Raw genomic sequence first — 21,105 nt, 5'->3', positions numbered from 1 at the left:
CATAGAGTTAAAAAAATACAATAGGAGGATGGATGAAAAAAAGAGATTTAGAGTCATTGAGACAACAGCACAGGGCTAAATTTACAGGAGGTAAATCGGCGACAGCTAAAAAAGAGCAGCGACAACCTCAAATAAGTCCTGATATTGATAAAACGAAAGAAGAATCACAACAGTTACCAACAGGAGAGAAGAAACTCGAAACAAAAACTGATTGGAAGCAAGGGGAGTTTGTAGAGAAGAGGAGAAAAAATTTAAAGTGGGTCTGGACAAGCGGGTCAATTCTTTTAGTGATATTGGTGCTTATTCCTATTTTTCGATATGTTTCTTCAAATAAGGGAAGTCAGGAACGCAACACCTATCAATCTAGTTGGTCCTCTAGTAAGGAAAGTGAGAGTTACTCTTTTTCGGAAACATCATCTCGCTCATGGGAGGTTCCTGAGGATGAGACTTCTCAAGAAGCGACAGCTTATGTTGATAAGAAAGCAGCTAACTTCGCTTGGACATTTGATGATATCTTAGCTCTTCAAGTCTATTCATCTGAACAGCAAGGAAGAGGACAAGACGCTCCAACTGCCGAAGAAATTATCGAACGGTTTGGGAAGGCAACTTCTGGAGGAGAAAGCAATAACGGTAGCGACGATACACTTTATCTTTTTTATAGTGAATCGAGTGGACAACAAACAGCTAGTCTTTTGTTCAAAAAAATTGACGGCAAGTACCGACTGAGCACAATCCGTGGTAACCAACTGAGCAGCTCGCTTTACTCAAGTGGCTCAGAAACGCTGACTGAAGCAGATTTCCAGGACTTGAAAGCAGACGAATTTGGTCAAGGTGCCCACATTCAAGATGTGGTGTCGCGTTTTGGTTTGCCACAAGTTATCAACAAGTCTGTAGACTATAAAGACAGAACGATTGTCTATCTCAAATATAAGCTGACGAATAAAAGCTATCTTTACTTAGACTTTGCCTTATCAAAGACAGGAGATTATCGACTGACTCGGAAGTATGTTTATTGATAAGAAGATTCTTATTCTATGGTTTAGAATTATTTGTTTGGGGATGATAGTTGGGTCATGAAGGAGAGAAGGATGGCAAGAAAAGACTGGGAGAGTCTGCGTCAGAAGCGTCAAACTAAATTTCAACAGGGTCAGAAGAGAGCAGGAAAAGTTCAAGAGGAACAGGAACTAGATATTACTGAAGCAGAGCGCCAAGAAGTTGCGAAGAATAGGGTGGAAAATAAGTGCTCTACTCCGGTTGAGAGAGACAGAAAAGGAATTCTTGGACGTAAGCTTGTTAATAAACAAGTGCTGTGGTTATCAGTAGGTTTCTTGTCCATCCTCTTGCTTTTGTCAGTTCCTTATTTGGTGGAACGGTTTGAACATTTCTTATCCCCTCAGAGAGTATTGGACGAATATGTGGATAAGGGGAACAATCATTTTGACTGGACTTATGAGGATATTAGTCAGCTTCAACTACAGAAAAAAAGTGATGTTGATGAGCGAAGTGGGTCTGGACTAACACCCAAGGATATTGTGAAGAAATTTGGTAAAGCGCAGTCAGGTAATCTAGCTCCTTTCCTGAATCAGACTGATGGGCGCATGAGTCTTTTCTATTCTCGAGAAGAACCGCGGCAGCGTTTGTCTTTCTACTTTGAAAAAATAAATAATGAATATCAATTGTCAGGTATTTATTCTTATAATCTTGCTAGTTCGCAGCATGTTCAAAGCCGAACGGATCTAAAAGAGGAAGATTTTGAACATCTTGTCCTTGGTAAAGAGTTTCAAAACGAAGATGGAACTAGCTATCAGGAAATTTTAGAGAAGTTTGGTCTATCAAAATACATAGAAATTGATTCCGGTGGCGAGAGTGGTCAAAAGCTGAATGTTTTATATAAGTTGAAGGATGGGAAATATGTAAGTCTCTGGTTCACCGTTTCTCAGGCCGGTGACTATCTTCTTTACGAAAAACATATCACCTGATGTTAGCTATCTTGAGAGCGAAAAGTATCAGTAGGCAATGATTGAAGATGCTTATGAGTATTCATTGCAGTGGAAAATTAAAAATATCCTCTATTGTGCGACCAAGGTTCATTTTATTGAATGGATAGTATTTGTCAGATTATGAAAAAGTAGGCAGACGGTCTTCTTTGTTTTAAAAAAATAATTGATAGAAAAAATAGAGATTTGGTTTATTTGAGGAGAAGTGCATGGGAAGAGGACGAAAAATTCAACGAGAATGGTCAAAGAAGACGGGATTAAACAAGCAAGCAACTAGTGTATTCTCTGATAGCAGTCCTCAGGGGGAAGTCTTTGAGGCTACAGCTAAAGAAAAACAGCAAAAAAAGTAGGCAGGGAATCGAAAACCTAAACTTATATCAAGTTTAGGTCAGTCTCGATACGCCTCTTTGTTAGTAGTTTCTACAGGTCTAGTGCTAATTACTTGTTTTTCAATCCTTGTATCATATATGTGGCCAAGGTCCAATCAAGTACCAAATGAGTCATCAGCGCAGTCTGCTAGTACTGTTCAGAATGAATCAGAAGACAATATAAAGAAGCAGACTGAAGAATATTCTGACCTTATTGAAGAGAATCGACAAATAGACTTTCAAATAGAAGATGTGCTACAGATGGTAAAAACGATGAAAGAACCTAATGTACTTCCACAGGATATTGTTGAGAAGTATGGAAAAGCTAGTTCCGGTAGCATAGATAATAGCGTGAAAGGCAGCCAACTAGTTGAATTGACGTATAAATTAATAGGAGAGAAAGGAGATATTATCTTAAGGTTTAGGGATGTTGGAGGTCAAACAGAGCTCTCATTAGTATACGTTAGAATATTTCGTAATGCTTGGGGGCCAGTTACGAAATCGGTCGATGATTACCAATCTCTTATTCCTCAAGATGAGCAAGAAGGAATGGAAGTAAAACAGGCCATAGCAGAACTGGGGATGCCTAAAACCATTTATGCTTCTAAAGTAGGTAAGGGGCAAGTTGTTTTAATTAGTCTTAGTTATTCCACCACAGACAATATGACGGTTTCTTTGTATTTTGATGAAGTAAATGGGCTTTACCGTCTAAAAAATTTGTTGAAAAGTAAAGTCTGAGAAGATAGACTCCTGTTTTAAAAGTAATAGAAAGATGTGACGATGGGAAAAAGGGATTTAGAAAAATTACGAAGGGAACACAAGGAGAAATTTAGTAGAACTAAAATTTCTTCAACGAGAAATTTTAAGGCAGAGCAAGCTCTGACATCTAATCCAAATCTCAAGGAAGAAACAAAATCAATACCTGAGTCAAACTTCAAGGAAGTAACAAAGACTTTAGACAAACAGAACGTTAAGAATTCTAATAGACAAATTTATAGAACAGAGTCTAGAAAGCTAGGAGTATCAAAGATTAAATCTAAATCACCTCTTTTCAGAGTGGTGACTGCTGTGGTAATAACAGTTCTTTGTGTAGGACTTATTGTCCTATTTGGAAATCGAACAAGTTTTCATAGAGAGAAGCAGTTGATTCGAGAAGAACCAAAGTACAGTTCTCCAAATGCTAAAGCTCTGGAGTGGGAAAAAATTGATTTTGTGAACTACAAGATTGAAGAGATTGAGTATAAGAATATTACAGTTTCTGACTTTGTCAAACGGTATGGTTTGGCTCAAAGAAGTGAAGAGATGATGGTTGAGAAAGATAAATTATTGTCACTTACCTATACTCTAGCAGGAGGAGGATTTGCCCTTTTTCAGTTTGGAGATTTTGGTTCAGGAATGCGTCTTATTAGTGTCAATTACTTTACCGATCAAAAGGAAGATTTGTCAGAGGAGAAACTATCCTTCCTCAAGGAATTAAAGCCTGACTCAGAAAAAGGTATAAGTGACCAAGAGGTTTTAGAACATTTGGGGCTTCCAAACAGTTATTACAAATTAGGAGTTAAGGGCTATTACTCTGCATCCATGGAGTATGGTATATTGGATAGAACATACTATCATTTGGAATTTGCTGAGGGTAAAGATGGGAGACTTCATTTAAAAAATATTAAAACCTATGAATAGGAAATAATAGTATCATTCTAATAATGTGCAAACTAAACATCTGAAATGTGTTATAATAGATAAATATTAAATGGCTAGGAGAGAGTGTATCTTTCTCTAAATAAAGAAATAGAAAGAACAAAGAGGTAAAGCTATGTCTGCTACTAAAATGAACGCTCAAGAAATTATCAAATTTATCGCTGATGCCAAGAAAAAAACTCCTGTCAAAGTAACCTTTGATGGAGAATTGCACGGATCAATCCCTTGGTCTGTTGTAAAGTTAGGCAATGTTCTTTTTGGAGACTGGGAAGAAATCAAGCCGCTCCTAGTGAACTTAGAGGAAAATAAGACCTATGTCGTAGAGCAGGATGCCCGCAACTCAGCGGTACCGCTCTTGGACAAGCGCGATATCAATGCCCGCATTGAGCCAGGCGCTATTATCCGTGACCAAGTTGAAATTGGCGATAATGCTGTCATCATGATGGGAGCAGTCATCAATATCGGTGCGGAGATTGGTGCTGGGACCATGATTGATATGGGTGCCATTCTGGGAGGCCGAGCGATTGTCGGCAAAAACAGTCATGTCGGTGCTGGTGCTGTTCTGGCGGGAGTCATTGAGCCGGCTAGTGCTGAGCCAGTTCGGGTCGGTGACAATGTGCTGATTGGTGCCAATGCGGTTGTGATTGAAGGCGTACAAATTGGCAGTGGTTCCGTTGTTGCGGCTGGTGCGATTGTGACCCAGGATGTTCCGGAAAACGTAGTAGTTGCTGGTGTTCCGGCACGAGTTATCAAGACCATTGACGAGAAGACCCAGCAGAAGACAGCTCTGGAAGACGCCCTGCGTACTCTTTAAAAATGGCATAAAGATGAATTGATTGGGCCTAGCCCAAAACTTTGACAGGTCTGACAAGATTTTAAAGGAAAGAAAAATGCTTGATTATCTGAAAATTCGCCGTGATTTACACCAGATACCAGAAATCGGTCTGGAAGAATACAAGACTCATGCCTACCTGATGCAGGTCATTGATGGACTGACAGCAGGTCTAGACTTTGTGGAAATCCGAACTTGGCGAACTGGTATTTTGGTCTTTATCAAGGGAAGTTCACCAGATAAGACGATTGGCTGGCGGACAGATATTGATGGTCTTCCGATTGTGGAGGATACAGGCCTGGACTTTGCCAGCACTCATGAAGGCCGGATGCATGCCTGCGGACACGATATGCACATGACGGTCGCTCTAGGACTGCTGGAGCAAGCTGTGAGCACTCAGCCTACCCACAATCTGCTTTTTCTCTTTCAGCCTGCTGAGGAAAATGAAGCTGGCGGAATGCTCATGTATGAAGATGGTGCCTTTGGCGACTGGCTGCCGGATGAGTTTTACGGCCTCCATGTGCGGCCGGATCTCAAAGTTGGCGATATTGCCACTAATAGAGGAACGCTTTTTGCTGGCACCTGTGAAGTCAAGCTGACCTTTAAGGGGAAGGGGGGCCATGCGGCTTTTCCTCATGAAGCCAACGATGCTTTGGTTGCGGCTAGCTACTTTATCACCCAGGTGCAGACCATTGTCAGTCGCAATGTCGATCCTATCGAGGGAGCGGTTGTGACCTTTGGTTCGCTCCATGCTGGCACGACCAACAATGTCATAGCAGAAACGGCCTTTTTGCATGGTACCATTCGGACTCTGACTCAGGAGATGAACCTCTTGACTCAGAAACGCTTACGGGAAATAGCAGAGGGCATAGCCCAAAGTTTCGGTCTGGAATTGGACTTGGAACTCAAGCAAGGTGGTTATCTGCCTGTAGAAAATCATTCTGACCTAGCAGACGAATTAATGGACTTTTTCCAGAAGGAAGAAGGAGTGGAGCTGATTGATATTGCGCCGGCTATGACAGGCGAGGACTTTGGCTATCTGCTCAGCAAGGTCAAGGGCGTCATGTTCTGGCTGGGAGTGGATAGTCCCTATGCCCTCCATCATCCCAAGATGACACCGGATGATGCAGCACTGCCCTTTGCTATTGAAAAGATTGGGAAATTCCTAGATTATAAAATCAACGAAAGATAAGAAAAAGGTGGACGAGCTGCGTGAAAAAAGAGCTGAGACAAACTGTACTGAACCAGATGAAGAAACTGACAGGAAAAGAAAAAGAGCAGGCAGATAACTGGCTGACCCAGCACTTGCTCAGTTCAGCAGCTTATCAAAAAGCTCAGGTTATCGCTACCTATCTTTCTATGCCGCATGAAGTCTCAACTGCAGCCTTTATCAAGCAGGCTCAGTTAGATGGCAAGCGGGTTTTAGTGCCTAAAACCTATGGCCAGGGTCGGATGATATTTGTGGATTACAATGAAAGTTGCCTGCAAAAAAGCTCTTTTGGACTTATGGAGCCGATAAGTGAAGAGGCTGTGGACAAGACAGAAATTGATCTGATTCATGTGCCGGGCGTGGTCTTCAATTCTCAAGGGTTTCGGATTGGTTACGGCGGTGGCTACTATGATCGCTATCTAGTTGATTTTGCTGGGGCGTCTGTCAGCAGCATCTATAGTTTTCAACAGTCTGATTTTGAGCCCGATTATCACGATATAGCAGTAAAGGAAGTGTTGACTTATGAACTACATCTACGATAAAAAATATCCTGTGACCAGTATTTTGCTAATTTTGACAACACTTGTCTTTGTGGTGATGTTTGTTTTACGTGGCTTTTCTTATGCTGAAGAACAAACCATCTTTGAATTTGGAGCAGTGTTTTCTCCAGCTATTATTATAAATCCTGTTCAGATATGGCGTCTCTTTTCTGCAATTTTTGTGCATATTGGCTTGGAGCACTTTGTGGTAAATGTTGTTACTCTTTATTTTATTGGACGGCAGGCAGAAGATATTTTTGGTTCGCGGAATTTTTTTCTGCTCTATGTGATGTCGGGGCTAATGGGTAATGTTTTTGTCTTCTTTTTTAGTCCAGATAGTCTGTCAGCAGGGGCTTCAACCGCCTTGTTTGGTCTCTTTGCATCTATCGTGACTCTGCAGTATGTCGTTCGTGACAGCTACATTCAGCAGCTAGGTCAGTCTTATATGACCTTGATTGTGGTCAATATCATTTTTAGTTTCATGCCTGGTATCAGCCTTTCAGGACATTTGGGTGGTTTAATTGGTGGCATACTCTGCGCTGTCATTCTCCCTGTTAAAGAATCAAGCAATACTTTTAAACCAGCTCAGCGTTGGCTAGCCCTATTTTGCTATCTAGCCTTGGCTGCCCTTCTGATTTTTCTAGGCTTTCATTACTCCTTGATTTAACAAGTTTGTGTAAGATACTAACGAAATATAAAAAAGAGGTTCATCAACCTCTTTTTTATAGCTGAAATTTTGTTTTCAACGCTAGTTATTTGAAACAATTATTTTTTACTTTGTTTTTTCTCTAATGTATGACCCAAGTCAATGATATACTGCTTCAAGGAGTCTTTGACCTGCGGATGCTTGAGAGCGTAATCGATAGAAGTCTTCATAAAGCCGAATTTATCACCGACATCATAGCGATCGCCCTTGAATTCGCGGGCGAACACGCGCTGTGTTTTGTTGAGGGTGTCAATTGCATCTGTCAGCTGAATCTCATTGCCAGCACCAGGAGTTTGATTTTCCAAGATTTCAAAAATTTCTGGTGTCAGAAGATAGCGGCCGATAATAGCCAAATCACTCGGTGCATCTTCAGGTTTTGGCTTTTCAACGAAAGTTTCCACACTATATAGGCCGTTGACTCCTTCACCTTGAGGGGAAATTACACCGTAAGAAGATACTTCGTCATGAGGGACCTGCATGACAGCGATAGTAGAAGCATGGGTAGCTTCGTAATCATTCATCAATTGTTTGGTAAGAGGCATAGCTCTGTCATTAGTAATATCCATGAGGTCATCGCCCAACATGACAACAAAAGGCTCGTTTCCGACGAAAGCCTTAGCCTGAAGAACAGCATCTCCTAGTCCGCGCGGATGGCTCTGACGGATGAAGTGCAGACCGATACCCGTGGTTTCATCGACCAATTTAAGTAAGTCATCTTTACCCTTTTCTTTGAGGTTGTATTCCAATTCAAAGTTGGAGTCAAAGTGGTCTTCGATTGAGCGTTTAGACTTACCTGTGACAACTAGAATATCTTCGATTCCAGACTTAAGAGCTTCCTCAACAATAAACTGAATGGTTGGCTTGTCAACAATTGGTAGCATTTCCTTGGCCAGTGCTTTGGTAGCTGGAAGGAAGCGGGTTCCAAGACCAGCTGCAGGTATGACGGCTTTCTTAACTTTTGACATAATCATTTCCTTTCTATTAGAGCGAAGTCCATTCGTTCTCAGCCTTGAATTCATTGTTCATGATTTCATAAATGGCATCTTTGATATTACAGTTTTGATAAATAACCTTATAAATAGCCTGTGTAATCGGCATATAAACATCTAACTCTTGGGCCAGTTCATAGGCAGCCTTGGTGGTGGAAATTCCTTCGATAACCATACCCATATTGGCTTCAATATCAGCTAATTTCTCACCGCGTCCTAGAGCATTGCCGGCCCGCCAGTTGCGGGAGTGTACAGAGGTCCCTGTGACAATCAGGTCACCGACACCAGATAAGCCGCTGTAAGTCAGAGGACTGGCTCCTAGCTTGACACCTAGACGCGTGATTTCGGCCAGACCGCGTGTGATAATAGCTGCCTTGGCGTTGTCACCATAACCTAGTCCATGGAGAGCACCAGCTCCGACTGCGATGATGTTTTTCAGAGCGCCGGCAGTCTCCACTCCGATAACGTCGGTATTGGTGTAGAGGCGGAAGTAGTGATTGCTGAAAAGCTCCTGCACATACTTAGCTGTTTCCAGATCCTTAGAAGCAGCAGTAATCAGGGTAATATCGCGCACAATGGTTTCCTCAGCATGGCTGGGACCTGAGACAACGACGATCTCGCTACGGAGCTCTGCAGGGATTTCTTCTTCTAGGATAGTTGAAATCCTTTCGTGGGTATTGGGCTCCAGTCCCTTGGAGGCGTGCATGATTTTCACCTTGTGGTCTAGGGCTTGAGCTACTTGTTTGGCTACCAGACGGGTTACCTTGGTCGGCACGACAAAAAGCACGGCATCCGCATCTTTTAAAGCATCTTCTAGGTTGTGATAAGCCTTGATCTTTTCGTCCAGTACAATATCTTTGAAATAGCGTTTGTTGGTGTGTTCGTCATTGATTTCGTTGATTTGCTCAGCGATATTTCCCCAAATACGAACCTCGTGTCCGTTGTCATTTAACACTTGTGATAAGGCCGTTCCCCAAGAACCAGGACCAATCACAGCAACTCGTTGTTTATCCATATCTTCTCCTTATGATGAAATTCCGAGTCTGAATTTAAATCGGTTTTAGAGTTCTATATCTCATTTTACCATATAATATAAGAAATTTCTTGCTTGACATTGTTTTTATCTGTGATATAGTAAGGAAACTAAGTCAAATATGAAAAAAGTAGGAGGAAGCATGTTTTTTAAAAGTCTATTACGGTATAAATGGTATGCCCTGAGTTCGTTTTTGATGACCTCGCTGATGATTGCCAGCTCTCTTTTACTGCCCTGGTTTTTAAAGCACATCTTAGATGCTCTGCAGGAGCAAAATAGCCAGACCATCTACAGTATGGGCGGTTGGCTGATTGGCATCGGTTTTGTCGGGCTAGTAGCAGGAGGGATTAATGTGACCTTGGCGGCTTACATTGCTCAGGCTGTCTCTTCAGATCTCCGTGAAGAGACTTTTCGCAAGATTCAGACCTTTTCTTATGCCAATATCGAGGAATTCAACGCTGGAAATCTAGTCGTGCGGATGACGAATGACATCAATCAGATTCAAAATGTGACTATGATGCTCTTTCAAATTCTTCTTCGCTTGCCCATCCTTTTTATCGGTTCAGTCATTCTGGCTATTGTGACCATGCCCTCTCTCTGGTGGATTATCTTCTTGCTGATTGTGCTCATAGCTGGTCTAACGGCTGTCATGATGGGGAAGATGGGTCCTCGTTTTAAGAAATTCCAAACTCTTTTGGATAAGATCAATGCCATTGCCAAGGAAAATCTTCGTGGTGTGCGAGTGGTCAAGTCCTTCGTTCGGGAGGAAGACCAGTTTCATAAGTTCAGTCAGGTGTCTGATGAACTTTTGTCAGAAAATCTCTATATTGGCTATGCTTTTTCAATCATTGAGCCAATGATGATGTTGGTCGGCTACAGCTCTGTTTACTTGGCTATCTGGACTCTGTCTGGCATGATTCAGGCGGAGCCAGGGCTGGTTAGCTCTATCGCTTCTTTTATCGGTTATCTGAGCCAGATTATTTTCACTATCATTATGGTTGGTTTCTTGGGGAATGGTGTGACGAGGGGGATCATTTCTATCCGTCGGATCAAGGAAGTATTGGCGACGGATCCGGCCATGACTTTCCCAGACTCGCCAGATGAAGAACTAGAAGGCAGCCTCAGCTTTGAGCGTGTGACTTTTTCCTATCCCAATGATGACGAGCCAATGCTAAAGGATATCAGCTTTGAGGTTGAGCCGGGGCAAATGATTGGTGTTGTCGGTGCGACAGGTGCTGGTAAGTCCACCTTGGCCCAGCTGATTCCCCGTCTTTTTGACCCGCAGGAAGGTTCTGTAAAGATTGGCGGCCGGGATCTGCGAAAGCTTAGTCAGGGAACGCTTCGTAAAAATGTTTCCATCGTGCTGCAGCGGGCGATTCTATTTAGCGGAACCATTGCGGACAATCTCCGTCAGGGTAAGCTCAACGCTTCGCTGCCTGAGATGGAGCGGGCGGCTCGTATTGCCCAAGCCAGTGAATTTATCAGCCGTATGGAAGAGAGTTTTGATAGTGAAGTGGAGGAGCGCGGCAGCAACTTCTCCGGCGGTCAGAAGCAGCGAATGTCCATTGCCAGAGGTGTTGTCAACAATCCGAATATTTTGATTTTAGATGATTCGACCTCAGCCTTAGATGCCAAGTCAGAAAAGCTGGTTCAAGAAGCCTTGAATAAAGAGCTGCAAGGAACGACAACAATTATCATTGCTCAAAAGATTAGCTCCGTCGTTCATGCAGATAAGATTCTGGTCTTGGATCAAGGACGGCTGATTGGCCAAGGGACGCATGCGGAATTGGTCGCAACTAACGATATCTACCGCGAAATTTACGAAACTCAGAAAGGAAAGGAGGACTAAGATGCGGACGATTGCATTTTTTTGGCAATATTTTAAGCGTTACAAATTATCCTTTGTCGTTGTCCTTTTGATGATGATAACAGCGACTGTTTTTCAGGTCCTTTTTCCGGTTAATGTTGGTCAGGCTGTTCAGCATTTGGTTGAGTTGGGACGTGCTTTTGCGGAGAAGGGTGAGACTGATCAAATTCTGTCGATTTTTGGCAGAGTCATGGGCAGTGTATTAGTGTCCTTTGTCTGCCTGTCTGTTTCTAGCTTGATTTATATGGTTTTGATGACCCGAGTTATTGCCCATTCGACCAATGAGATGCGCAAGGGCCTGTTTGGCAAGCTATCCAAGCTGACAGTTGCTTTCTTTGATCGCCATCAGGATGGAGATATTTTATCGCGCTTTACTAGCGACTTGGACAATATCCTGCAAGCTCTAAACGAGAGTATGATACAGGTTATGAGCAATGCCTTGCTCTATCTGGGCCTCGTGATTATCATGTTTGTCCAAAATGCTAGATTGGCCTGGATAACGGTAGCCAGCACACCGGTTGCTTTTCTTCTTCTAGTGGTCATTGTCAGGTTGGCTAGGAAGTACACCAATCTTCAGCAAAAAGAAGTCGGCCGCCTCAATGCTTATATGGACGAGACTATTTCCGGTCAGAAAGCCGTTATCGTTCAGGGAATGCAGGAGGAGGTCATCAAAGGTTTCATTGAGCAGAATGACCGAGTACGCTCAGCAACCTTTAAAGGCCGAACCTTTTCAGGCCTTCTCTTCCCTATCATGAACGGGATGAATTTGATTAATACAGCCATTGTTATTTTTGTTGGTTCGGCTGTCTTACTGAGCGACCCTAATGTCGAAACGGCTGTTGCAGTTGGCCTGATTACTACTTTTACTCAGTTTTCCCAGCAGTATTATCAGCCCATCATCCAGATTGCTGCCAGCTGGGGCAGTTTGCAGTTGGCCTTTACAGGGGCTGACCGGATTCAGGAGATGTTTGATGCACCAGAGGAAGTCCGGCCAGAGAATGCACCTGCTTTCACAGAGCTTACAGACTCCGTGGAGATCAAGCATGTGGACTTCTCTTATGTGGAAGGCAAGCCTATTCTCAAAGACGTGTCTATTTTAGCCCCTAAGGGCAAGATGACGGCTGTTGTTGGCCCTACTGGTTCAGGTAAGACGACCATTATGAACCTGCTCAATCGCTTTTACGATGTGGATAGTGGCAGCATTGAGTTTGACGGTCGCGACATTCGGGACTATGAGCTGGACAGCTTACGGAGCCATGTGGGCATTGTCTTGCAGGATTCGGTGCTATTTAGCGGTACGATTCGGGACAATATCCGCTTCGGGGTACCAGATGCCAGTCAGGAGATGGTCGAAACGGCTGCGCGTGCGACCCATATTCATGACTATATTGAAAGTCTGCCAGACAAATACGATACCATCGTGGATGATGACCAGAATATTTTCTCAACTGGGCAGAAACAGCTGATTTCCATTGCTAGAACCCTGCTGACGGATCCGCAAGTCTTGATTTTGGATGAAGCGACTTCTAATGTCGATACAGTAACAGAGAGCAAGATTCAGCAGGCCATGGAAGCCGTTGTGGCTGGCCGAACTAGCTTTGTCATTGCTCACCGCCTCAAAACAATCCTCAATGCAGACCAGATTATCGTCCTCAAAGACGGAGAGGTTATCGAACAGGGCAATCATCACCAGCTCCTCAAACTCGGCGGTTTCTATTCAGAACTCTATCACAACCAGTTTGTCTTTGAGTAGATGGTTGGTTTTGCAGCTGGATAATCAGCCGGGCTTTAAAATATTAAATAGAAAAGTTAAAAAATCCAGCAGGTTTCTGTTCCTGCTGGTTTTTTAATTAACATCAAAGTAGTGATTATTTCACATGTTTAGCCAGATCTTCTTGGGCCTTTTTATTGGATTCCTCTTTTTCTTTTTTCCACTTTTCTTGGGCCTTTTGATAGTCTTTAGTTGTGACAATCTCATCACTGATTTCCACGTATTTATGATAGTTGGCGTCTTTTGTACCTGTCTGAGCATAAGAGTTAGTAAATGGCACAATCCGAGAAATGAACGGTGCTGCTCCTCTGCTGCTCATAGTTGGCACAACGAGGGCACTATCTGTCAGCCATGCTTGAGCTGCAGCATATTTTTCATAACGCTTGTCAACATCTTGTGTTTCGTTTCCGGCCTCTTCAATCAGTTTGCTGTACTCATCCAGTCCTACAGCTTTAGCAGCAGCATTGTCTTTGTCTTCAAATCCAAGGTAGGTTCTGGTCTGAGTGCTGTTACCTGGGACTAAAATGTCTAGGTAAGTAGATGGATCTTGGTAGTCTGGCTCCCAGCCAACGAGACCGTTGATATCCCAGTCTTCCTGGCTAGCAGCTTCAGCATTGAAGGTGATGTTTAGTGCTTCGTCCTCAGCCAGCATCTGTAGATCTACAGAGACATTGTCCTTTCCTAAAGCCTCTTCTAATGACTGTTTCAGAGATTGCATACGGTTGACGAAGTTAGTAGAATTCTGAGTGACAGGAACATCTAGGTGAATTGGGAATTGTACGCCTTCATTTGCAAGAGCCTGCTTGGCTTTGGCAAATTCCGCCTTGGCTTTGTCAGTATTGTGGAGACCGTCTTGACCGTCATCTAGCTTGATACCTTTCCACTCGTCACCATAGGAAGCCAGTGATTCTTCGACAAGAGTGCCAAATTCCTTGCCATTGGCTTGTACGAAGGTTGGCGGAACAAAGAGATTACGGACAGCTGGCTTGGCTGCATCTTCTCCGTTGACCTGAGCCGAATAGCTTTCGCGGTTAAGGGCAAAGGCTAGAGCTTGGCGGAAGTCTTTGTTCAGCAGAGCTTTTTTGGTAGCTTCTTTTTGTTCATCGCTGGTTTTAGAAGTATGGTTATAACTTTGACGGTCAATGTTAAAGCTGATTAGACCGACCCCCGCTCCTGCTTCTGTCATGAAGATATTATCTTTGTATTTCTCAGCGATTGAGGAATAACTGGAAGTTGCTGGGTAGAGTCTTGCCAAACTGTAGCCGCCATCTCCGAAGGTCCGCGCTAATGAATCTTGGTCAGAACCATCGTAGTAAGACAGTTTGACACCATCAATCTTGACCTTGTCCTTATCCCAGTAGTTAGGGTTCTTCTCAAATTCGACAGAGGATTTAGAAGTAATGGATTTCATGATAAATGGACCGTTATACAGAATGGAGTCGGCTTTGGTTGCCTGACCGAATTCCTTGCCTTGCTTTTCTAGGAAGGCCTCGTTGACCGGCATCATAACACCTGATGTTGTTTTAGAGTTCCAGTAGGTTTCAGGCTTGTTGAGTGTATATTGAACCGTATGATCGTCCAGTGCCTTAACTCCAACAGCTGAAAAGTCCTTGTTGGTACCAGCTGCATATTCACTCAGTCCCTTGATGGAATCTTGGATAAGAGGGAGGGCGTCAGATTTGATATCGGCAGCATGTTTGATACCTGTTATAAAGTCCTGAGCTGTAACATCTGCGTATTCTTCACCATCAGCGGTATACCACTTGGCATCTTTGCGCAGCTTATAGGTATAGACGAGACCATCTGGAGAGACTGTCCAGTCTTCTGCGATAGACGGAGCTAAGTTTCCATATTTATCATTTTCCAGTAGGCCATCTACACCATTTGTAGTCAGCTCATGGGTAGACACCTTTGCCGACTGGATGTAGTCCAAAGTCGTTGGATCAGACGTAAAGACATAGCTGTAGATTTTTTTGCTGGATTGGGAATTTCCGCCTCCAGAGCAAGCTGTAAGTAAGCCGACAGAGAGCAGAGTGAGCCCTGCGGCAAGAAGAATATTTGATTTTCTCATAGGGACCTCCAAGTCATGAGTTTTTACACTGCTTATTATAACAAATTTCTTCCAAAAGTAAATAATTTTCTGATAATTCTGAAATGTTTTTCTAAATTTAAAAAAAGAGATTTATGGTGTTGCATATTCCGATAAAAAATTTTTATAACCAGCTTTAAAAAAATCTATTGGACGGCTTCGCAGAGGAGTGGTAAGATATACTATATCAAAATAAGGGGGAATCACGGTATGTGTAGAACAATTGTTGGAATTTCAGCCAATCTTTGTCCAGTAGATGAAGCTGGAAAGAATATTCACACCTCTGTTTCACGCAAGTTTGTGGACGGCGTACGAATGGTTGGTGGCCTGCCAATGGTGATTCCCGTTGGGGATAAAAGTTTAGTTCAGGATTATGTAGAAACGATTGACAAGTTGATTTTGTCAGGCGGGCAAAATGTTCACCCGCAGTTTTATGGGGAAGAAAAGACCATTGACAGTGATGACTATAATATTGTCCGCGATGAGTTTGAGTTGGCACTCTTGAAAGAAGCTCTGCGCCAAAATAAGCCAGTCATGGCTATTTGCCGCGGTCTGCAGTTGGTAAATGTTGCTTTTGGCGGCACTCTCAATCAGCATATCGAAAATCACTGGCAGGGCTTGCCATTTGGTACTTCGCACTCCATTTGCACGGAGAAAGACAGCGTTGTGGAGCGTTTGTTTGGTCAGGCTAGTCAGATTAATTCGGTTCATCGCCAAAGCATCAAGGACTTGGCACCTAATTTCCGCGCGACAGCCTTTGACCCAAGAGACAATACCATCGAAGCGATTGAATCGGTTGACAATCATCGTATCATAGGCCTTCAATGGCATCCGGAGTTTTTAATAAACGAAGAAAAGGGCAATTTGGAGCTGTTTCAGTACCTCTTGCAAGAGCTGTAAAAAATTATTTCATTTTTTTAAGTTACTTTTAGGAAAATTTAAGATAAGTGTTCTATACTAAGACCATAAACAAAGACCTCCTAACTTTGTTTAGAAATCCTAAAACTTTTCTTTTTCATAATAATCTCCCTATAAGAACCGCCCAATTGGCGGTTTTTTTGCTTGAAAGGCTGAGAAATCTAGATTTTCATCAATTTGATGTCTTTTATGTTATAATGAGTCACAAGTAGGCCGAACGAATTGGTTGGTAGATGGAGGAGCAGAGATGTCAAGAGCGGAGCGAGTTATTTTAACAAATATGTGTATGGTTTATGATGAGGACCGCATTTTAGTGCAAAATAAAGTAAATGATGATTGGACCGGCCTTTGCTTTCCAGGCGGCCATGTTGAAAATCGTGAATCCTTTGTCAAATCAGTGATACGGGAAGTTAAGGAAGAAACGGGTTTGACTATCTATGAGCCTCGCTTGTGTGGTGTCAAGCAGTTTTATACTGAAAAAGATGAGCGCTACATCGTTTTTCTTTACAAGACCAATCGTTTTGAAGGAGAGCTAGTTTCATCCGACGAAGGCGAGGTGTTCTGGATTAACCGTGAAGATTTTGACAGCTACTCGCTGGCTGTGAGCTTTAAGGAAATGTATCAAGTTTTCACATCAGATTTGACGGAGCAGTTTACCTATCTGGATAATGGAGAGATCATCAGAGATCTATACTAGGGAGAATCGCCATTGGCGGTTTTTTTGCTTGTTTTTTGCGAATTTAGTATAATAGGGACAGCAAAAATAGAAAAGAGAAATGCATGAAAATTCGAGGATTCGAGCTGGTTTCCAGCTTTACAAATGAAGATTTGTTGCCCAAGAGAGAGACGGCTCACGCAGCGGGCTACGATTTGAAAGTGGCAGAGCGCACAATCATTGCGCCAGGGGAGATTAAGCTGGTTTCGACTGGTGTCAAGGCCTATATGCAGCCGAGCGAGGTGCTTTATCTTTACGATCGCTCATCCAACCCTCGTAAAAAAGGCCTGGTTTTGATTAACTCCGTTGGGGTCATTGATGGCGACTACTATGGCAATCCTGAAAACGAAGGCCATATCTTTGCCCAAATGAAGAATATCACGGATCAGGAAGTCGTCCTTGAAGTTGGCGAACGTGTAGTGCAGGCTGTCTTTGCACCATTTCTAATTGCGGATGGAGATGAAGCGGAAGGTGTGCGGATCGGCGGATTTGGCTCGACAGGGAAATAGAGTAAGAAAATGTCAGACTATTTATTAGTTGTAGATATGCAGTCAGATTATGTTGCTGTAGGAAAAGCATATGATAATGAAGCACTGACTGTGGCTGTAAATGACAAAATTGCCAGCTATCCCAGCAATCGGGTTATCTAAATTCTCAACCGTTTTTTCTAGGAGAGAAAAGATAGGAAGAAGAAATTTGCGACTGGCTTGCAGGTGGTATCTTCTCGCATCTTTGAGAAGCGTTGGGCTTCTTGCTTTACTAATCCGGATTTAAAAGATTTTTTAGAGGGAAACGGTGCTAAAAGCATAGAGTTTATTGGGGTCGATGGCAATGGCTGTGTCAAGGCTTCCGTTTTGGCAGCTGTCAAGGAGAATTATCAGGTTTCCATCGATTTGTCCGCTGTCGGAGTTGCTAACCAGAAGAAATTCTCTAAAACACTGAAGCAATGGCAAGATTGCGGAATCAAGATTGGATAGCTTTATGAGGACATTAGTATGAAAATCATTTTTATCCGTCACGGAGAGCCAGATTATTCACTTTTGGAAGAGGCTGGTTACACTGGCTTTGGACTAGATTTGGCTCCCTTGTCGGCTGCTGGTCGTCGGATGGCGACAGAGGCCGCTGCTAATCCTTTGCTGGAACAGGCGGAAATTCTGATTTCCTCTTCTGTGACGCGGGCTTTGGAGACGGCCTCCTATTTGATTCGAGACCGCCAACTCCCGCTTTTTGTGGAGCCTTTTCTGCATGAATGGCAGGTATATGAGAGTGGGACAGAAAAGTTTGAGCAGGCTCGGAAGTTATTTTTTGAAAATAATGGTTCTCTTCCTGCAGGAAGTCCTGTCCGTTATGAAACGGCTGAGCAGATGAAAGACCGCTTTGTGCGTACCCTAAGTAAATACAGAGAATACGAGACGGTAGCTCTTGTAGCCCACCGCATGCTCATTCGCCAGTTTGTAGCTGATCAGCAGATTGATTTTTGCCAGTTTGTTGAATGTGAATTAGAAATATAAAGGAGACATCTCATCGCTAAGAAAAAAACGACCTTTGTCTGTCAAAATTGTGAATATCATTCGCCCAAGTATCTAGGCCGTTGTCCTAACTGCGGCTCTTGGTCTTCTTTCGTTGAGGAAGTAGAGGCTGCAGAGGTCAAGCATGCCCGTGTTTCCTTGACAGGCGAAAAGACCCGGCCCATGAAGCTGGCTGAGGTCACTTCGATTGATGTCAATCGGACCAAGACGGAAATGGACGAGTTCAACCGTGTGCTGGGTGGTGGCGTAGTGCCTGGTAGTCTGGTTCTGATTGGCGGGGATCCCGGTATCGGGAAATCCACCCTGCTTCTGCAAGTATCCACCCAGCTTTCCCACCAGGGCACCGTCCTATATGTCAGTGGGGAGGAATCAGCTGAGCAGATTAAGTTGCGGGCGGAGCGTCTCGGTGATATTGACAGTGAATTTTATCTCTACGCCGAGACCAATATGCAGAATATCCGCACAGAGATTGAGAAAATCAAGCCAGATTTTCTGATTATTGACTCCATTCAGACAGTGATGTCGCCGGAAATTTCCAGTGTTCAAGGCTCTGTTTCTCAGGTTCGAGAGGTGACAGCTGAGCTCATGCAGCTGGCCAAGACCAATAATATTGCGACCTTTATCGTTGGTCACATGACCAAGGAAGGAACCTTAGCTGGTCCTCGAACTTTGGAGCACATGGTGGACACCGTGCTTTATTTTGAGGGTGAACGTCAGCATACTTTCCGTATCTTGAGAGCGGTCAAGAACCGCTTTGGTTCGACCAATGAAATCGGTATTTTTGAGATGCAATCTGGCGGGCTAGTTGAGGTTGTCAATCCAAGTGAAGTCTTTCTGGAAGAGCGTCTGGACGGCGCGACAGGTTCGTCTATTGTCGTGACCATGGAAGGAACGAGGCCGATTTTAGCTGAGGTGCAGGCTTTGGTGACACCAACCATGTTCGGCAATGCCAAACGAACCACGACTGGTCTGGACTTTAACCGAGCCAGCCTCATCATGGCAGTTCTGGAAAAACGGGCAGGACTCCTCCTGCAAAATCAAGATGCCTACCTCAAGTCTGCTGGTGGCGTCAAGCTAGATGAGCCGGCTATTGACTTGGCGGTAGCGGTCGCCATTACTTCCAGCTACAAGGATTTGCCTACCAACCCCCAAGAGTGCTTTATCGGTGAAATTGGCCTGACTGGCGAAATCCGACGGGTCAACCGCATCGAGCAGCGCATCAATGAAGCAGCAAAGCTGGGCTTCACCAAAGTCTACGCTCCTAAAAACTCTCTGAACGGCCTCAAAGTTCCAGACAATATCCAAGTCATCGGTGTGACGACGATTGGACAAGTCTTAAAGAAAGTATTTTCTTGATAAATTTGCTCTGTTTTAGATTGCAAAAATATTTTATTGTTGTTATAATTTAGAAAAACAAGGAGGCATTTCTTATGCGATTTTCTATGGACAGTAATATGCAGTTTCCTTTAGTTGAGTTGTCTCTCAATCAAGGAGAAACTGTCTTTATCCAGCGTGGCAGTATGGTCTACCACACGCCGAATGTGACCTTGAATACCCAGCTCAATGCAAGTGGTTCTGGCTTAGGACGTTTTGTCAAGGCTGTAGGGCGTTCGATGGTCTCGGGTGAAAGTACTTTTATCACCCAGGCTGTTGCCCAGTCTAATAATGGCTATCTTGCTTTAGCGCCAGATGCTCCTGGTCAAGTCATTCCTCTTCAGCTAGGCGAAAAGCAATATCGGCTGAATGACGGTGCCTTTTTAGCTCTTGATGGTACGGCATACTATACTATGGAGCGCCAGTCTGTCGGTAAGGCTATCTTTGGAGGGCAAGGGGGGCTCTTTGTTATGACGACACAAGGTCAAGGCACTCTTTTGGCTAATGCCTTTGGATCTATCAAGAGAATTGAGCTTCATAACCAAGAAGTGACAATTGACAATGCCCATGTAGTAGCTTGGAGCCAGTCTTTGAATTATAATATCCATCTGGAAAATGGCTTCTGGCAGTCTATCGGAACGGGAGAAGGAGTGGTCAACACCTTCCAAGGTACTGGTGAAGTCTATGTGCAAAGTCTCAATCTTCAAACCTTTGCAGGCTCACTCAGCAAGTATATCCCAAGAAGCTCATAACAAATAAAACTAGGACAGAAAACCAGATTAGATGCTGCGTTTGACTGTCCTATTTTTTTGTAACAAAGCCGAGAACTGACAAATAGCAGAAAAGATGGTAAGATAATATAAAATTATTTGAATATCAAAGTATCAGCAAGGGGAAAGAATGTCATATTTTGAAAACTTTATGAAGGCCAATAAAGCTTATGTTGATTTGCATGGGACAGCACATCTGCCCATTAATCCCAAGACTAAGGTAGCTATTGTGACCTGTATGGACTCTAGGCTTCACGTGGCTCAGGCTCTGGGTCTAGCGCTTGGAGACGCTCATATCTTGCGCAATGCCGGCGGTCGGGTAACAGAGGACATGATTCGCTCGCTGGTCATCTCCCAGCAGCAGCTAGGAACGCGGGAAATCGTGGTTTTGCATCATACAGACTGCGGGGCACAGACCTTTAAGAATGAAGATTTTACGGCCTATCTTCATAAAGAACTAGGTGTCGATGTCAGCGAACAGGACTTTTTGCCCTTTACAGATGTAGAGGAAAGTGTGCGTGAGGATATGGCCTTGCTGCGGCAGTCGCCGCTGATCCCAGCTGATATAAAAATCTCAGGCGCGGTTTATGATGTAGATACTGGTCGGATGACAGTTGTTGAGGAGTAGTTAGGAAGTCAATTTCTTTGTCTGCGCATCAGCATTGAAATTGGCTCCTTTTTTATGTTAAAATAGAGAAAC

The 21,105-nt window shown here is 43.5% G+C and carries 21 protein-coding genes and 3 pseudogenes; 21 read left to right on the top strand and 3 right to left on the bottom strand.

Features of this window, described 5'->3' with window-relative positions; genetic code table 11:
• Positions 1-32 precede the first annotated feature (32 nt).
• The 9 genes from HMPREF9380_RS00180 to HMPREF9380_RS00210 all read left to right on the top strand — a co-directional run bounded on the left by HMPREF9380_RS00180 (position 33) and on the right by HMPREF9380_RS00210 (position 7,311).
• Positions 33-1,016: a hypothetical protein gene (locus tag HMPREF9380_RS00180; protein WP_004193934.1), complete on the top strand. Its 984-nt coding sequence runs from the start codon at positions 33-35 to the stop codon at positions 1,014-1,016.
• A gap of 72 nt (positions 1,017-1,088) precedes the next feature.
• Complete coding sequence (locus HMPREF9380_RS00185; RefSeq protein WP_032907804.1) at positions 1,089-1,979, top strand: hypothetical protein; 891 nt, start codon at positions 1,089-1,091, stop codon at positions 1,977-1,979.
• 227 nt (positions 1,980-2,206) lie between these two features.
• Positions 2,207-2,347 (top strand): hypothetical protein, encoded by a 141-nt coding sequence (locus tag HMPREF9380_RS12090; RefSeq protein ID WP_004193930.1) that lies wholly within the window; start codon positions 2,207-2,209, stop codon positions 2,345-2,347.
• A gap of 117 nt (positions 2,348-2,464) precedes the next feature.
• Positions 2,465-3,103, top strand: a complete 639-nt coding sequence (locus HMPREF9380_RS0111175; protein WP_004193927.1) for a hypothetical protein — start codon at positions 2,465-2,467, stop codon at positions 3,101-3,103.
• Between the two features lie 42 nt (positions 3,104-3,145).
• Positions 3,146-4,045, top strand: coding sequence for a hypothetical protein (locus tag HMPREF9380_RS00190; RefSeq protein ID WP_004193925.1), 900 nt, complete (start codon positions 3,146-3,148; stop codon positions 4,043-4,045).
• 133 nt (positions 4,046-4,178) lie between these two features.
• Positions 4,179-4,877: a 2,3,4,5-tetrahydropyridine-2,6-dicarboxylate N-acetyltransferase gene (gene dapD, locus HMPREF9380_RS00195; RefSeq protein ID WP_002917803.1), complete on the top strand. Its 699-nt coding sequence runs from the start codon at positions 4,179-4,181 to the stop codon at positions 4,875-4,877.
• Between the two features lie 76 nt (positions 4,878-4,953).
• Positions 4,954-6,087, top strand: a complete 1,134-nt coding sequence (locus HMPREF9380_RS00200) for an N-acetyldiaminopimelate deacetylase (protein ID WP_032907801.1) — start codon at positions 4,954-4,956, stop codon at positions 6,085-6,087.
• Between the two features lie 20 nt (positions 6,088-6,107).
• Entirely contained in the window at positions 6,108-6,647 is a 540-nt protein-coding gene (locus HMPREF9380_RS00205; RefSeq protein ID WP_004193920.1) for a 5-formyltetrahydrofolate cyclo-ligase, read from the top strand.
• Positions 6,628-7,311, top strand: a complete 684-nt coding sequence (locus tag HMPREF9380_RS00210) for a rhomboid family intramembrane serine protease (protein ID WP_004193918.1) — start codon at positions 6,628-6,630, stop codon at positions 7,309-7,311. The genes HMPREF9380_RS00205 and HMPREF9380_RS00210 overlap by 20 nt, the downstream gene beginning before the upstream one ends.
• 98 nt (positions 7,312-7,409) lie before the next feature.
• Here the strand turns inward: HMPREF9380_RS00210 and galU are convergent, their stop codons facing one another.
• Positions 7,410-8,315, bottom strand: coding sequence for a UTP--glucose-1-phosphate uridylyltransferase GalU (galU, locus tag HMPREF9380_RS00215; protein WP_032907798.1), 906 nt, complete (start codon positions 8,313-8,315; stop codon positions 7,410-7,412).
• Positions 8,316-8,331: 16 nt separating this feature from the next.
• Positions 8,332-9,354: an NAD(P)H-dependent glycerol-3-phosphate dehydrogenase gene (locus tag HMPREF9380_RS00220; RefSeq protein WP_004193913.1), complete on the bottom strand. Its 1,023-nt coding sequence runs from the start codon at positions 9,352-9,354 to the stop codon at positions 8,332-8,334.
• A 160-nt stretch (positions 9,355-9,514) separates the two neighbouring features.
• On the opposite strand from HMPREF9380_RS00220, the gene HMPREF9380_RS00225 reads away from it, so the two are divergent.
• The 4 genes and pseudogenes from HMPREF9380_RS00225 to HMPREF9380_RS12195 all read left to right on the top strand — a co-directional run bounded on the left by HMPREF9380_RS00225 (position 9,515) and on the right by HMPREF9380_RS12195 (position 12,992).
• Entirely contained in the window at positions 9,515-11,221 is a 1,707-nt protein-coding gene (locus HMPREF9380_RS00225) for an ABC transporter ATP-binding protein (RefSeq protein WP_032907796.1), read from the top strand.
• Between the two features lies 1 nt (position 11,222).
• Positions 11,223-11,361, top strand: a pseudogene (locus HMPREF9380_RS12205) (ABC transporter ATP-binding protein); the annotation flags it as partial.
• Positions 11,340-12,068 (top strand): annotated as a pseudogene (locus HMPREF9380_RS12200) (ABC transporter permease); the annotation flags it as partial. The pseudogenes HMPREF9380_RS12205 and HMPREF9380_RS12200, both read left to right, overlap by 22 nt.
• Positions 12,069-12,203: 135 nt before the next feature.
• Positions 12,204-12,992 (top strand): ABC transporter ATP-binding protein, encoded by a 789-nt coding sequence (locus tag HMPREF9380_RS12195; protein ID WP_412774858.1) that lies wholly within the window; start codon positions 12,204-12,206, stop codon positions 12,990-12,992.
• Between the two features lie 115 nt (positions 12,993-13,107).
• Here HMPREF9380_RS12195 and HMPREF9380_RS00235 read toward each other — a convergent pair whose 3' ends face one another.
• Complete coding sequence (locus HMPREF9380_RS00235; protein WP_004193906.1) at positions 13,108-15,081, bottom strand: peptide ABC transporter substrate-binding protein; 1,974 nt, start codon at positions 15,079-15,081, stop codon at positions 13,108-13,110.
• A gap of 228 nt (positions 15,082-15,309) precedes the next feature.
• On the opposite strand from HMPREF9380_RS00235, the gene HMPREF9380_RS00240 reads away from it, so the two are divergent.
• The 8 genes and pseudogenes from HMPREF9380_RS00240 (at position 15,310) to HMPREF9380_RS00270 (ending at position 21,033) form a co-directional block, all read left to right on the top strand.
• Complete coding sequence (locus tag HMPREF9380_RS00240) at positions 15,310-15,999, top strand: gamma-glutamyl-gamma-aminobutyrate hydrolase family protein (protein ID WP_004193904.1); 690 nt, start codon at positions 15,310-15,312, stop codon at positions 15,997-15,999.
• Between the two features lie 265 nt (positions 16,000-16,264).
• Complete coding sequence (locus HMPREF9380_RS00245) at positions 16,265-16,714, top strand: 8-oxo-dGTP diphosphatase (protein WP_004193902.1); 450 nt, start codon at positions 16,265-16,267, stop codon at positions 16,712-16,714.
• 83 nt (positions 16,715-16,797) lie between these two features.
• Positions 16,798-17,241, top strand: a complete 444-nt coding sequence (locus HMPREF9380_RS00250; protein ID WP_004193900.1) for a dUTP diphosphatase — start codon at positions 16,798-16,800, stop codon at positions 17,239-17,241.
• Between the two features lie 9 nt (positions 17,242-17,250).
• Positions 17,251-17,709, top strand: a pseudogene (locus HMPREF9380_RS0111170) (cysteine hydrolase family protein).
• An 18-nt stretch (positions 17,710-17,727) separates the two neighbouring features.
• On the top strand, positions 17,728-18,243 hold the full coding sequence (locus HMPREF9380_RS00255; RefSeq protein ID WP_004193893.1) for a histidine phosphatase family protein: 516 nt from the start codon (positions 17,728-17,730) through the stop codon (positions 18,241-18,243).
• Between the two features lie 12 nt (positions 18,244-18,255).
• Positions 18,256-19,617 (top strand): DNA repair protein RadA, encoded by a 1,362-nt coding sequence (gene radA, locus HMPREF9380_RS00260; protein WP_080560705.1) that lies wholly within the window; start codon positions 18,256-18,258, stop codon positions 19,615-19,617.
• A 74-nt stretch (positions 19,618-19,691) separates the two neighbouring features.
• A complete protein-coding gene (locus tag HMPREF9380_RS00265; RefSeq protein ID WP_004193889.1) occupies positions 19,692-20,387 on the top strand; it encodes a TIGR00266 family protein in 696 nt (231 codons plus the stop codon).
• 148 nt (positions 20,388-20,535) lie between these two features.
• Positions 20,536-21,033, top strand: a complete 498-nt coding sequence (locus HMPREF9380_RS00270) for a beta-class carbonic anhydrase (protein ID WP_004193886.1) — start codon at positions 20,536-20,538, stop codon at positions 21,031-21,033.
• The last annotated feature ends 72 nt before the right edge of the window (positions 21,034-21,105 follow it).

It is taken from the genome of Streptococcus sanguinis SK49 (genome assembly GCF_000212815.1).
GTDB classification, from domain to species: Bacteria; Bacillota; Bacilli; order Lactobacillales; family Streptococcaceae; genus Streptococcus; species Streptococcus sanguinis_C.
Note: the sequence above shows the minus strand (reverse complement) of the source record. Positions and strands in the feature narration are given on the sequence as shown.

Excerpts from the sequence above, each read along its gene's own strand:
- HMPREF9380_RS00180 (WP_004193934.1), top strand. The coding sequence starts at position 33 with ATGAAAAAAAGAGATTTAGAGTCATTGAGACAACAGCACAGGGCTAAA.
- HMPREF9380_RS00185 (WP_032907804.1), top strand. The coding sequence starts at position 1,089 with ATGGCAAGAAAAGACTGGGAGAGTCTGCGTCAGAAGCGTCAAACTAAA.
- HMPREF9380_RS12090 (WP_004193930.1), top strand. The coding sequence starts at position 2,207 with ATGGGAAGAGGACGAAAAATTCAACGAGAATGGTCAAAGAAGACGGGA.
- HMPREF9380_RS0111175 (WP_004193927.1), top strand. The coding sequence starts at position 2,465 with ATGTGGCCAAGGTCCAATCAAGTACCAAATGAGTCATCAGCGCAGTCT.
- HMPREF9380_RS00190 (WP_004193925.1), top strand. The coding sequence starts at position 3,146 with ATGGGAAAAAGGGATTTAGAAAAATTACGAAGGGAACACAAGGAGAAA.
- dapD (WP_002917803.1), top strand. The coding sequence starts at position 4,179 with ATGTCTGCTACTAAAATGAACGCTCAAGAAATTATCAAATTTATCGCT.
- HMPREF9380_RS00200 (WP_032907801.1), top strand. The coding sequence starts at position 4,954 with ATGCTTGATTATCTGAAAATTCGCCGTGATTTACACCAGATACCAGAA.
- HMPREF9380_RS00210 (WP_004193918.1), top strand. The coding sequence starts at position 6,628 with ATGAACTACATCTACGATAAAAAATATCCTGTGACCAGTATTTTGCTA.
- galU (WP_032907798.1), bottom strand. The coding sequence starts at position 8,315 with ATGTCAAAAGTTAAGAAAGCCGTCATACCTGCAGCTGGTCTTGGAACC.
- HMPREF9380_RS00220 (WP_004193913.1), bottom strand. The coding sequence starts at position 9,354 with ATGGATAAACAACGAGTTGCTGTGATTGGTCCTGGTTCTTGGGGAACG.
- HMPREF9380_RS00225 (WP_032907796.1), top strand. The coding sequence starts at position 9,515 with ATGTTTTTTAAAAGTCTATTACGGTATAAATGGTATGCCCTGAGTTCG.
- HMPREF9380_RS12195 (WP_412774858.1), top strand. The coding sequence starts at position 12,204 with ATGTTTGATGCACCAGAGGAAGTCCGGCCAGAGAATGCACCTGCTTTC.
- HMPREF9380_RS00235 (WP_004193906.1), bottom strand. The coding sequence starts at position 15,081 with ATGAGAAAATCAAATATTCTTCTTGCCGCAGGGCTCACTCTGCTCTCT.
- HMPREF9380_RS00240 (WP_004193904.1), top strand. The coding sequence starts at position 15,310 with ATGTGTAGAACAATTGTTGGAATTTCAGCCAATCTTTGTCCAGTAGAT.
- HMPREF9380_RS00245 (WP_004193902.1), top strand. The coding sequence starts at position 16,265 with ATGTCAAGAGCGGAGCGAGTTATTTTAACAAATATGTGTATGGTTTAT.
- HMPREF9380_RS00250 (WP_004193900.1), top strand. The coding sequence starts at position 16,798 with ATGAAAATTCGAGGATTCGAGCTGGTTTCCAGCTTTACAAATGAAGAT.
- HMPREF9380_RS00255 (WP_004193893.1), top strand. The coding sequence starts at position 17,728 with ATGAAAATCATTTTTATCCGTCACGGAGAGCCAGATTATTCACTTTTG.
- HMPREF9380_RS00265 (WP_004193889.1), top strand. The coding sequence starts at position 19,692 with ATGCGATTTTCTATGGACAGTAATATGCAGTTTCCTTTAGTTGAGTTG.
- HMPREF9380_RS00270 (WP_004193886.1), top strand. The coding sequence starts at position 20,536 with ATGTCATATTTTGAAAACTTTATGAAGGCCAATAAAGCTTATGTTGAT.